Origin of the sequence: Bacillus sp. RO1 (assembly GCF_012524115.1) — a bacterium.
Classification (GTDB): domain Bacteria; phylum Bacillota; class Bacilli; order Bacillales; family Bacillaceae_I; genus Sutcliffiella_A.
In genome coordinates, this window is sequence record NZ_JAAZWB010000087.1 from 53,192 (window position 1) to 64,390 (window position 11,199).

Below are 11,199 nucleotides of genomic sequence, written 5' to 3' on the forward strand. Positions count from 1 at the left end.
GTTACCGTTTTTCTTGTTTTTATCTCAGTTCGGGCTCTGAAACAGCCTCTCTGTTACCGTTTTTCCTGTTTTAATCTCTGTTCGGGCTTTGAGACAGCCTCTCTACAGCAAATCGTCATAGGCTTTATTAAAGTTCATGCCGAAACCAACCGAGTTCATGCCAAACCCACTCGAGTTCGTGCCAAAATCCCCTTAGTTCGTGCCAAAACGAAAATCACACTAAGTCCCACAATACGTCCGGTACCCAGCCGTCACACTCGCACCCGGCGCCACACAATAATCTTCCTGTTCCTCCGAATACGCATACGGATCACGCAAGACCCTCACCAAATTCTCCATCACACCGTAATTCCCATGCTCCACCGCAGCCAACAATGCTGCCTCGACACGATGATTACGCGCAATAACGGACGGATTACTCTTCTGCATCAACTCACGAACCGCCTCCGCACTCGCAGACTGCCTTCCCACTCGTTCCTGCCACAACGAATGCCACTCACTAAAAGCTGGCCTCTCTACCAAATCCATCTCACCCAATGTCAACTCACGAAACGTATTCGTAAAATCTGCCTTGCTTTCCTTCATCACATCAAGCAGCCCTTCTACCAATGCCTCATCCTCAGATTCCTCACCAAACAACCCAAGTTTCGCACGCATTCCTGCAAGCCAATACCCCTTATAAAGGTCCGAGAACTTATATAGCTCCTCTTGCGCCAACTCAACTGCACGCTTTTGATCCTCATCAAACAACGGTAACAACGCTTCCGCAAACCTTGCCAAATTCCAGCCCCCTATTCGCGGCTGGTTTTCATACGAATAACGCCCCTGCACATCAATGGAACTGAACACGGTCGCCGGGTCATACATATCCATAAACGCACATGGTCCATAGTCGATGGTTTCTCCGCTAATTGTCATGTTATCCGTGTTCATCACACCGTGGATGAAACCAACCAGCTGCCATTTTGCAATCAGCTCTGCCTGTCGTTCCATTACTTTTCTAAAAAAGCCAAGATAGTCACCTGCGTCCAACTCAGGATAGTGACGTTTCATTGCATAGTCTGCTAAAGCATGCAATTTTTCCAAGTCACCCCATTGAGCAACAAACTGAAATGTTCCAAAACGAAGATGACTCGACGCAACTCTGGTCATGACTGCTCCAGGTAACAAACCTTCCCGCAAGACCTCTTCCCCGGTAGTAACCACAGCCAAGCTTCGTGTTGTCGGGATACCCAAGCCATGCATTGCTTCACTTATGATATACTCACGCAGCATGGGTCCCAAAGTTGCACGTCCATCACCGCCCCGGGAATATGGAGTCCGCCCCGAACCCTTCAACTGAATATCAAAACGCTCGCCTGAAGGAGTAATCTGCTCCCCGACCAACAAGGCACGGCCATCCCCAAGCATCGTAAAATTGCCGAACTGATGACCCGCATACGCTTGAGCTATACCAGAACCACCTTCTGGAACGGTGTTACCTGCAAGCACCGATAAACCGACACCCTCTTGCAATGCTTCCGCTCTCAGTCCAAGCTTACTAGCAACCGTCTCGTTTAGGACAACCAACTTCGGTGCATCCACAGGATTCGGCTCTATTTTTGAAAAAAACAATTCAGGTAATGATTCATAGCTATTATCAAATTTCCATTCTATATTGTTAGTAATGGTCATCTAATCCCCTTCCTCTCATCTGTCTAGTCAATACATTTATTATACCCTTTGTACCGCCAAATTTAATAAAATCAGCCTTGCCTATAGAGAGTTCAAATTTCTCATATCAGGAAAATAATGCTAAAATAAACCCCAAACAAGTAACAGACAAGGAGATTCTCCATGAGCAAAACTTGCAAAGATACCCGCGTCATCCGAACAAGCCGTGTGTTTCCAAACGACATCAACAATCACAATACTCTTTTTGGAGGAAAGCTATTGTCTGATGTAGACATGCTTGCTTCCATTTCAGCTGCCCGTATGTGCCGATGTGAATGTGTAACAGCCTCCATGGACTCAGTGGATTTCCTGTCCCCAATCCGGCCAACTGATGCTGTTATTTTTGAATCATTTGTAACTTGGACAGGGAATTCTTCTATGGAAGTTTTCGTGAAAGTGACAGCGGAGAATTTAACAAAAGGCACTAAAAACATTGCAGCGACAGCCTTTTTAACATTTGTAGCACTAGACGATAACGGAAAACCCGCTTCTGTACCTTCCATCAAACCTGAAACAGAAGAAGAGATTTATTTAAACAAAACAGGGGAAGAACGTGCAAAAGCGCGTCGAAACAGGAGAGCCCAATCCAAAGCGCTTGCTTCCAAGCTTGCAAGTGGATTTTCTGGAAAAAATTAAGAGAGTGCTCACTATCCCAGCACTCTCCTCTATTCCATCACATTTGCAGTAAACTTCACTTCCGCTGTGCCAGCGTTTAGCTTTTCCAGTGTAATCCTTGCAACCGTTCCTTTATTCAATTCACTCTTATAATCAAGCGAGCCATTATGATTTTTAATGATTTTATTTGTAACAAGCAGGCCTAAGCCGGTTCCTTTTTCTTTTGTTGTAAAAAACGGTTTACCCAACTCCTTAATCTTTTCAGGAGAGATGCCGACACCTTGATCTTCAAATTCTACATAAACCGATTCAGCTGTTTCCTTTAGACGGATGGTTACCTCTCCACCACGCGGCATCGCTTCAAAGGCATTTTTCAAGAGGTTGATGAACACTTGTTTCATTTCGCTTTCCACACAGTCATGCATCAGTGATTCCGCTACTTCCAGCTTGATTCCTATATTGAGGAACAATGCCTGTGAGTCCAGCAAAAATACGACATTCTTCAAAACCTTAACCATGTCCACACTTTCCAAGAATTTTGCTTGTGGTTTGGCAAGCACTAGCATTTCATTAGAAATCAGTTCAATCCGTTCCAACTCACTTGCCATAATTTCATAGTATTGAGGATTTACTCCGTTTTGTATGTTAATTAACTGCAAGAATCCTTTTAAGGAAGTCAGCGGATTTCGTATTTCATGAGCAACCCCTGCAGCCAACTGCCCCACTGCCGTTAGTTTCTCTGAATTGACAAGCGCGACTTCTGATTCCCTGCGTTCAGAAATATCCCTTGTAGTACTAATTATTTGCTTAAGTTTTCCGTTTTCATCCAAGACTGGCTTTGACACAGTTTCAAGCCAAACCGCTCTGCCATCCTTTGCTAAAACACGAAACTCTTTACTTAAAGATGTTTGAGCACGGTTAATTTCTCCATTAAAACTTTGTACGGTTTCTAGATCCTCTGATGGTATGAACTGGGCAAAATCCACTCCAATGATATCCTTTTGACTGTAACCAAGAATATCAGTCACGGCAGGATTGATATATTGAACCGTCCCGTCAGGTGAAGCTAGCGTAATGATGTCCTTCGCATGTTCTGAAATGAGCTGATACATATTTTCAAATTCCTGTTTTCGTAAAAAAGTAAAGGCGGTCACCGCATGCTTACTCATCAAAATGGACAGACGTATATCCATTTCGGTAGGAGTATATGGATAACGATGATAGATAGCAAACGTTCCATATATTTTCTCTCGATAATAAATAGGGATAGACCAGACAGCACGTACTCTAGACAAGTTAGTAAGTTCCAAGAAAGGCTCCCAAACCGGATCCGTATGCATATCTTCGCAAACGACAATACGCTTCTCGTTCGCCGCTATCCCGCATCCGCCCACGCCAAGCGGAAGATTTTTGGCCTTCTCCACATAACATTCCGGAAACCCATCATAACCCGGTCCTGGATTCAATGTTTGCGTCACATCATCAAAGATCATCGTCGTTACAATTGCATCTTCTGAGAGCATCTCTTGCAACTCTACCACCAAACGAGATAATATCTTCTCTACCGTATCATCATGTTCAAAAGGATTTTTATGTAAAAGTTCATTCAGCATAGTATGCCCCTCAACATTCCTCTTATATTTTTCTACTATTCTAATAATAACTTTACCATATTAAAGTGTTTTTGACTTTTCATTTCCACAAATTGGAGTATAAAAAGGTACAGGATGACTAGATATTGTCCTGAACAGTCTAAAATAACGCTTGAAATATCTTTCCTATGTAGTTATTGATTATGAAAAGCATAAAAAACCCAAAGTTTAATTACCTTGGGTGGAGCAATGATTGATTGAATTGGTTATACTCTCTTGATTCATCACATCTAGTCTTTTCAAGAAGCCTATAATACCTCTCACCAAAAACAAGGTGAAATTAACACTTCCAAATGTATGAAAAACAGACCATTTTTTCCACTCAAATAATCTTGAGTTTTTTTCTAGCCACCATTGACATAAACTCATTGGAACACTAAAAATTAAACTTTTTAGGAGCAAGCTACTCCATTTATCATGGTAGGATATTCTGACCCAGATAACACTTAATATTGGAAAGAACAATAAATCATAAATAATGTTAGTACTAAAAATTTTGGGAAAAGGCCTTACTGGATAAGCAATTTTTTTCGTTCCCACTACATAAGAATCCAGTAGAATCGAAATAACTCCCTTTAGGAAAAAAACCAGTAAATTTTCTCTCATTTTTGAACCTCTAAATACAAATGGTAAAGAAATCATACACAGTAAATTTAAAAGATTTACCAACCTTCTCTCCATTGGGACACCCTTTCATCAAGAATGATAATTTTAATACTTTTACGTTTCCCATGAAGAAAGATAATATCCAAGCTAATTTTTCATTGATGCTAAGGTACATCTACATAAAAAAAATTTAAATCCAATGCAAAGAAATCGCAAATAGATATTGTGCCAAATAATAAGGAATCATCACAAGATAATTTCTATAGGTCAGCTTACCGACAAACCTATCCCAAGCAAGAATGGCATCGGAAAAGAAAAACAAGATGGCGCCTGCAATGATTAGAGGCTGTTGACTATAGAATGCTGCTAATACCATAGACGTGATGATCGCTACATACGTTGTGACTGCTAGAAAAAGAACAATGCCTCCCGAATTCACAACCCCTTTCGAAAGTTTCAAAAGGTAGAGAATTGCGACAAGAAATAGTGCTCCAGAAATCCAGACATTTACCGCATCACCCCCAGGAAAATACCAAAAAGCCACAACATAGCATACATGACCGGCCAAAAAAGAACCTAATCCATATACGAAACGATCCTTTGGAAGCATCAGAAGAATATCACCTATTATAGAAAATAATAATCCTGCTAGGATCCACCAGCCATATGTAAAAGATATATCGCCCAACCGCAATATTGCTATAAAAATAATTATCACCATGGTCCCTGGCTTTAACATATACGTCCATAATTTATGATGTTTCTCTACCGCAAACAGATAAAAAACACCAAGAAGCATCGTGAGAAATGAGAGGGATAACAACATTTCAATAACCTCCTTCACACTTTTATTTACTCTACATTTTAATCCACAACCAACACTCGTGATAGTCTTTTTTCTAAACATTACAACAATAAAAGAGGATTCTCCCGCTAATGCGAATGAACCCTCCCACCCCTCATTCTCCTATCTGCTTCAACGACTTCTCCACAAAAGCATACGCATAACTCTCCGACACTCTTTCCGCATTAAAATAGAATGCATACACATCTTCGTTCACTCGGAAACTTATTCTGAACGTATCTGGAATAGAATGTTTCAAATAATTATAGTAAACCGTTTTACCAGCGATACTCTTCTCTTCACCAATAAGGTTGTAATTAATCCTATCAATATGAGTAGTTTCTCCATTTAATATGTTCAGCCCCACCATGTGTTTATCATTCACAAGAAACTCCCCATAAATTAGATCCGTACCCCGCAATAACTTAGCAAGTTCCTCTGACTTCTCTTCCTCATCACCCGCTTCAAGAGTACTATACACAAAAGTTGCCACTACCGGATCGCCTACAAACCGCTCATCATCAAGAAAATACCCGTCATCTATGATAAAAGCAGTCCGTAAAGGAACATCAGCATGAAACGGTATATGAACCTCTGTTCTAAGCTTAGCAGATGCCGCTTTTTCTAAATTGGTATACGGGGTTACCCCTCCAGCCACAGCTTCAGTGTCATTCTCATCCTCCACAGTCAAACTCTTTTCCGTATCATTTGAAAAAATCAACTCTGTCGCAAGAAAGTACCCACCAATCACCAACAACAACCCAGCCAACATAAATGAAACGACTGGCCTCATATCCCATCTCCATTGTTGTCTTTTCTCCGGTTGCCTAACCGACTCCATTACTCGTTCATGAATTTCCTTCTTTCCTTCCTCATCCATCCTGATCGCTTGATATCCTTTTAATGTATGCTCCAAGCGACTCTCCTCTTTTTCATGCGTCATGGTTATAGCCCTCCTTCAGCATTTGTTTCTTCAAGGCTTCCAACGCTCTGTGCAAGGTGGTCTTCACCTTGCCTTCACTCCAACCCAGGATCTCTGCGGTTTCCCGCACCGTCAACTCCTTTATTTTTCGTAAAATAATGACCTCCCGATAAGACCTTTTCAACTGTTGCAAGGCACGATACAGATACGCCTCATATTCCCCTCGCTGCGTTATCTGCTCTGGTAGATATTCTGTTGTCGAAAGCATCGCAGTAGCGGCAAAGGAATCCGCCACAAACCGAAAAGGCTTCCGCTTCCGAAATTCATCGATTGTCGCATTCCGGGCAATCCTGTACAGCCAATTCCTTTCACTTGTTTCTCCTTTAAAACGATCTATTGCTTGATAAGCCTTAATATACGTATCATGCGTCAAGTCCTTCGCCATCTCTGGATCACCGGTCATCATCAGAACATATCGAAAAACCTCATCACTATAACGCTCATACCAATCATCCAGCTTGCGAATTGACCATTCTCCCTCCATTTATTTCACCTATCTCTCTATAGCTATCGCAAATTTGCTTACTTTAAGGACGTGAGGATTGTTCATTGGTTACAGTTTTTCAAAAGAAAAAAGCGGTTCTCCCGCTCTTCTAGTTTACACTAGGAAATGAAAGGTGCGCTTACATAATAAGGTAGATCCCCTACCATTTTTCCATTTTCCCGTTATCAATAAAAAAAACCTCAGAGGATAATTCCTCCAAGGTCTTAAGACCATCTATTCTACTTCTTCTCCATTACCGCAAAATAATTGCCTTCAAAGTCGGCAAAATTGAACACTTTACCAGAAGGCATATTTACCATTTCCCCCACTGTCACACTTTTGCTGGATAAATCATCATATAACCTTTCAAGATTTTCAGTAAAAAACAATAAAGAAGGCGTACCAAGGTTAAGTTCCGGTGACATTTTCGCAACGAATTCCTTGTTGTGTAGGATGATACTTGTTTCCGAACTTTTTGACGGTGCTATCTCAATCCATCTCATTCCCTCTCCATTGTCCTCTTCAGAAATGACGTGGAACCCTACTGTCTCTGTCCAAAACCTCAACGCTTCATCTTGATTATCTACATAGAGCATGACTTGACCGAGCTTATTGATCATTGTTTGTTTCCCTCCAGCTAGATTGATATAGTAACAAGTTCTAGGTTCATCTATAAAAACCCTCTAAATAGCCTCACTTAATCCATACCATCATATCCAAAAAAATCCTTCCAATTAATCCGCATTTTATGTAAACTTATATTTATTAAAAGTTTACATAATAGGAGGAACCTCAATTGACAGCAAAAAACGAAAGATTAAGATGGCTAATACTATGCTCTATGTTCGCCGCGATTACAGCGGTACTCGCACAAATGGAAATCCCTTTACCGCTCGTGCCAATCAGCGGGCAAACACTTGCGGTAGGACTTGCAGCAACCATCCTTGGAAGTAGATACGGGGCTATGTCCATGGTGTGCTACGTTTTGCTTGGAGCAGTCGGCTTACCGGTGTTTGCAGAAATGAAAGGCGGGGCTGGAGTACTTGTTGGTCCTACAGGAGGTTACATATTCGGCTTTATCCTAGCTGCATTTTTCACTGGCTACATATTAGAAAAAACATCTTTTACATTAAAATGGGCAATGCTCGCCAACACTGTGGGGATGATTATTACGCTTGTGATGGGAACTATTCAGTTAAAATTGGTGATGGATATGACATGGGCAAATGCGTTGAAGTTCGGGGTTTATCCTTTTATTGTGGTGGGATTGATTAAAGCATTCTTGGCAAGTTGGATTGGGATTACAGTAAGAAGACGTCTGAAGCAAGCTAACCTTTTACAGGTAAAAGAGGATGTAGCTGCATAATACTCTGGTGTATAATAAAAAAAAGAGAGGTGCGCCAACACCTCTCTCAATGATTTACCTAAGTGTGAAAGCCACCATGGTTGTGGATAAGTTGAATTTGGATAAGAACAGAGGCAGCGTGACGTTTAAAAATGAGCAGATCTTGTATGACAGAAGATCTGTGAGTGATGAGTTTGAGAAGATTATTGATAGAGTGCTGTAAAGCGAAGAAGAGCCAATCCTTAAAGTGGGATTGGCTCTTTTATTTGCTATAAAAACTATTTATTTTTTTTCCAAACCCAATCAGTGAATGCATCGTCTAAAATGGAGAAAGGAGGGTTGTCTACATGAACGAGCTAGAACATGTAGTTGTTTCTAAGGAAAATGTGATAGATAAGGAACAACTTATCAACGAGCTAATGAATGAGAACGGAGACGCGGTTCTCCATCTTGTTTTTACATATGTTAAGAACCGGACGATAGCAGAGGATTTAACGCAAGAGATTTTTATTAAATGCTATGAGAAGCTAGACCAATTCAATTATCAAGCTTCAATAAAAACATGGCTATACCGAATTGCTAGCAATCATTGTAAAGACTATTTAAGGAGTTGGCATTATCGAAAGCTAATTCTCAATGAAAAACTATTGGACTATATACCTTCCAAATCAAAGGATGTGGAAGTAGAGGTTATATCCAAAAACGAAGAAGAAAGCCTGACCAATGCAGTAATGGGATTGCCTGTAAAATATCGTGAAGTGGTGGTCCTTCATTACTATGAGGAACTTCCTTTGGCTGAAATTAGCAAGATTACCTCGGTTAATGTTAATACGATAAAAACAAGACTTAAACGCGCAAAAGAGATATTAAAAGAACACTTGATAGAGGAGGTTTAAAGAATGAATGATCCATTTCTGAATTTCAAAAAGTCTATGAAAAAGAATGTTTTCAAGGATCTCTCTTTTACGGAAGAAAGAAAAGCTAGAGTGAACGAAGCGATACAGTCCAAGCAATCATCCTCTACGCTTCAATCATTTAAGGAAGAAACCGTCCTTTCCATTTTGAAATCTCTACAAATGGAGTCCAAACATGGCTTTGAGATATCCACACAACTTTTCCAAAAAGAAGAACACAGCTTTTTACACAATGAAGGACAGCTATATACACTTTTACATTTGTTAGAGAAAAAAGAAGTACTTACTTCTATGTGGAGAGAGGATAAGAAGTATTATGCACTAACTGCAAAAGGCCGGAAGTACTTGGCAGCCGCCTCTAAAAAAGGATATGCCAAACAACCGTTTCTATTAAAAGAGATATTAGAGGAGGCCTCCTTATGAGTTCGCCCATCTTTGATGAATTTTTAACAAAAGTAATTTCAAAAGTAAAATCCAAAGAAGCTCACAGCATGATTAGAAAAGAGCTCCACCATCACCTTTTAGAACTAAGCCAGTCATTCCAGAATCGTGAGGATTCCAAAGAAAAAGCAGAGGAAAAAGCCGTTCAAGAAATGGGAAATCCTTATTCAATTGGCGAAAAATTAAATAAGCTTCATAAACCTAGAATGGACTGGATGCTCATTATTCTATTTTTTATTATAGGTGCGATCAGCTTTCTCCCCTTAATCGGGAATGCACCTGGCTCATTATTTTTGAAACAGCAGGCAATTTGGTACAGCCTCGGAACAATCGTCCTGATTGCTTTTCTATTCTTTGATTATAGAAAACTGAGAAATTGGTGGTGGATTTTTTATAGTAGTGGCGTGCTTGTGCTTCTATACCTACCTGTATTCGGCCTTTCAGTAGGAGGAGTCAAGAGATGGATCTCAATTGGCGGATTTACGGTGGATGCGGCTACCATTTCTATGCTTTTGTTTTTCCTTGCATGGTCTGGTATTTTCACTAAACCTGACATGTTTAACGGCTGGAGACAAGTAATGATGTTTGGACTTTTCTGGATACCTTTCATTCTTTTCATGATGCTTCCTTCCTTTCCTTACAGTATTTTTTATTTTTTATGTGTATTAATGATGTTTATTTTTTCCCATATACGGAAAATGGGTGAGATCATCATGATTACAGCAGAATTGACCACGTGCCTACTTTTTATTGTGCTGATTTTAATTACCTCTCGTGGTAGCCTTTTAAGTGAAAGATTTTTTTCTTTTCTTTCCCCTGAAGAATATTTTAATGGACCGGGTTATATGTACATCTTAATCAAGGGACTCCTTGCTGACGCAGGCTGGTTCGGAATTGGTCTAAATGGGAATAGTGCCATCCAAACCCTTCCGGACGCCCATACAGATTTCGCTTTCCCTTATCTTGTTTATTCACTCGGCTGGGCATTTGGAATAGCTCTTTGTATTTTACTGATTGTTTTTATATGGAAAATTTCACGAAATGCAAGCAAGACGAAGGATACTTATGGAAGGATTTTAGTAGTAGGCGGAGTTACCTTAATTGCGGTTCCAGCCATATGGAACATTCTTATGGGGTTAGGCTTAGCACCAATAATAGGGGTATCTTTACCGTTTATCAGTTATGGCGGAACCACACTGATTTTTTATTCCGCGATTTTAGGGATTATTTTAAGTGTTTACAGACGGAAAGATATCGTCGAACCAAGTAAGATTTAGTTCTGAAATGAAAGGGCGGTTTCTACTGTGAGTAATAGTAGTAACCTCCCTTTTATTATTTGACTCTGTTAAAGTGTTAAAGCATATGGTTGATTTATGCAGCAACCTAGCTGGTGATTGGAGCAAAAGGCGAAGACTCCTGAGGGAGCTAGCGCTAGGTGGAGACCCCGCAGGCGTAGCCGAGGAGGCTCCAGCAGTTCCCCCTAGGAAAGCGAAGCCATTTGCGGAAATCAAAAGCGGTGTTTAACCAATTTATAAAATCAAAGATTTTTCAGTGGCCTCCTCGCAAGCCGAGGAAGCTCCCCAAACGCCCCTAGGAAAGCGGA

At 40.5% G+C, this 11,199-nt stretch carries 12 protein-coding genes; 5 read left to right on the plus strand and 7 right to left on the minus strand.

What is annotated here, in order from left to right:
• Positions 1-219: 219 nt before the first annotated feature.
• Positions 220-1,674: a protein adenylyltransferase SelO gene (locus HC179_RS17030; RefSeq protein ID WP_168865403.1), complete on the minus strand. Its 1,455-nt coding sequence runs from the start codon at positions 1,672-1,674 to the stop codon at positions 220-222.
• A gap of 162 nt (positions 1,675-1,836) precedes the next feature.
• Here HC179_RS17030 and HC179_RS17035 point away from each other — a divergent pair, with 162 nt between their 5' ends.
• Positions 1,837-2,349, plus strand: coding sequence for an acyl-CoA thioesterase (locus tag HC179_RS17035; RefSeq protein WP_168865404.1), 513 nt, complete (start codon positions 1,837-1,839; stop codon positions 2,347-2,349).
• A 29-nt stretch (positions 2,350-2,378) separates the two neighbouring features.
• On the opposite strand, the gene HC179_RS17040 is transcribed toward HC179_RS17035, so the two are convergent.
• The 6 genes from HC179_RS17040 to HC179_RS17065 form a co-directional block, all read right to left on the minus strand.
• Positions 2,379-3,941, minus strand: coding sequence for an ATP-binding protein (locus tag HC179_RS17040; protein ID WP_168865405.1), 1,563 nt, complete (start codon positions 3,939-3,941; stop codon positions 2,379-2,381).
• A gap of 207 nt (positions 3,942-4,148) precedes the next feature.
• Positions 4,149-4,586, minus strand: a complete 438-nt coding sequence (locus HC179_RS17045) for a CBO0543 family protein (protein ID WP_346775155.1) — start codon at positions 4,584-4,586, stop codon at positions 4,149-4,151.
• A 190-nt stretch (positions 4,587-4,776) separates the two neighbouring features.
• The gene (locus HC179_RS17050) at positions 4,777-5,412 is read right to left on the minus strand and encodes a lysoplasmalogenase (RefSeq protein ID WP_168865407.1); all 636 of its coding nucleotides are present in this window, start codon (positions 5,410-5,412) and stop codon (positions 4,777-4,779) included.
• A 133-nt stretch (positions 5,413-5,545) separates the two neighbouring features.
• Entirely contained in the window at positions 5,546-6,373 is an 828-nt protein-coding gene (locus HC179_RS17055; RefSeq protein WP_168865408.1) for a hypothetical protein, read from the minus strand.
• Positions 6,363-6,896 carry an RNA polymerase sigma factor gene (locus HC179_RS17060; RefSeq protein WP_240948564.1) on the minus strand — a complete coding sequence of 178 codons (534 nt, stop codon included), beginning with the start codon at positions 6,894-6,896 and terminating at the stop codon, positions 6,363-6,365. The genes HC179_RS17055 and HC179_RS17060 overlap by 11 nt, the downstream gene beginning before the upstream one ends.
• A gap of 239 nt (positions 6,897-7,135) precedes the next feature.
• A complete protein-coding gene (locus tag HC179_RS17065; protein WP_168865409.1) occupies positions 7,136-7,516 on the minus strand; it encodes a VOC family protein in 381 nt (126 codons plus the stop codon).
• Positions 7,517-7,692: 176 nt separating this feature from the next.
• On the opposite strand from HC179_RS17065, the gene HC179_RS17070 reads away from it, so the two are divergent.
• The 4 genes from HC179_RS17070 to HC179_RS17085 all read left to right on the plus strand — a co-directional run bounded on the left by HC179_RS17070 (position 7,693) and on the right by HC179_RS17085 (position 10,873).
• Entirely contained in the window at positions 7,693-8,262 is a 570-nt protein-coding gene (locus tag HC179_RS17070; RefSeq protein ID WP_205825372.1) for a biotin transporter BioY, read from the plus strand.
• Positions 8,263-8,588: 326 nt separating this feature from the next.
• Positions 8,589-9,137 (plus strand): sigma-70 family RNA polymerase sigma factor, encoded by a 549-nt coding sequence (locus HC179_RS17075; protein ID WP_168865410.1) that lies wholly within the window; start codon positions 8,589-8,591, stop codon positions 9,135-9,137.
• A 3-nt stretch (positions 9,138-9,140) separates the two neighbouring features.
• Positions 9,141-9,578: a PadR family transcriptional regulator gene (locus HC179_RS17080; RefSeq protein WP_168865411.1), complete on the plus strand. Its 438-nt coding sequence runs from the start codon at positions 9,141-9,143 to the stop codon at positions 9,576-9,578.
• On the plus strand, positions 9,575-10,873 hold the full coding sequence (locus HC179_RS17085; protein WP_168865412.1) for an FtsW/RodA/SpoVE family cell cycle protein: 1,299 nt from the start codon (positions 9,575-9,577) through the stop codon (positions 10,871-10,873). Before HC179_RS17080 ends, HC179_RS17085 begins: the two co-directional genes overlap by 4 nt.
• The last annotated feature ends 326 nt before the right edge of the window (positions 10,874-11,199 follow it).

What these genes read in the sequence shown, in the direction of transcription:
- HC179_RS17040 (WP_168865405.1), bottom strand. Translation starts at nt 3,941, where the DNA reads ATGCTGAATGAACTTTTACATAAAAATCCTTTTGAACATGATGATACG.
- HC179_RS17085 (WP_168865412.1), top strand. Translation starts at nt 9,575, where the DNA reads ATGAGTTCGCCCATCTTTGATGAATTTTTAACAAAAGTAATTTCAAAA.
- HC179_RS17030 (WP_168865403.1), bottom strand. Translation starts at nt 1,674, where the DNA reads ATGACCATTACTAACAATATAGAATGGAAATTTGATAATAGCTATGAA.
- HC179_RS17065 (WP_168865409.1), bottom strand. Translation starts at nt 7,516, where the DNA reads ATGATCAATAAGCTCGGTCAAGTCATGCTCTATGTAGATAATCAAGAT.
- HC179_RS17055 (WP_168865408.1), bottom strand. Translation starts at nt 6,373, where the DNA reads ATGACGCATGAAAAAGAGGAGAGTCGCTTGGAGCATACATTAAAAGGA.
- HC179_RS17080 (WP_168865411.1), top strand. Translation starts at nt 9,141, where the DNA reads ATGAATGATCCATTTCTGAATTTCAAAAAGTCTATGAAAAAGAATGTT.
- HC179_RS17045 (WP_346775155.1), bottom strand. Translation starts at nt 4,586, where the DNA reads ATGAGAGAAAATTTACTGGTTTTTTTCCTAAAGGGAGTTATTTCGATT.
- HC179_RS17075 (WP_168865410.1), top strand. Translation starts at nt 8,589, where the DNA reads ATGAACGAGCTAGAACATGTAGTTGTTTCTAAGGAAAATGTGATAGAT.
- HC179_RS17050 (WP_168865407.1), bottom strand. Translation starts at nt 5,412, where the DNA reads ATGTTGTTATCCCTCTCATTTCTCACGATGCTTCTTGGTGTTTTTTAT.
- HC179_RS17060 (WP_240948564.1), bottom strand. Translation starts at nt 6,896, where the DNA reads ATGGAGGGAGAATGGTCAATTCGCAAGCTGGATGATTGGTATGAGCGT.
- HC179_RS17035 (WP_168865404.1), top strand. Translation starts at nt 1,837, where the DNA reads ATGAGCAAAACTTGCAAAGATACCCGCGTCATCCGAACAAGCCGTGTG.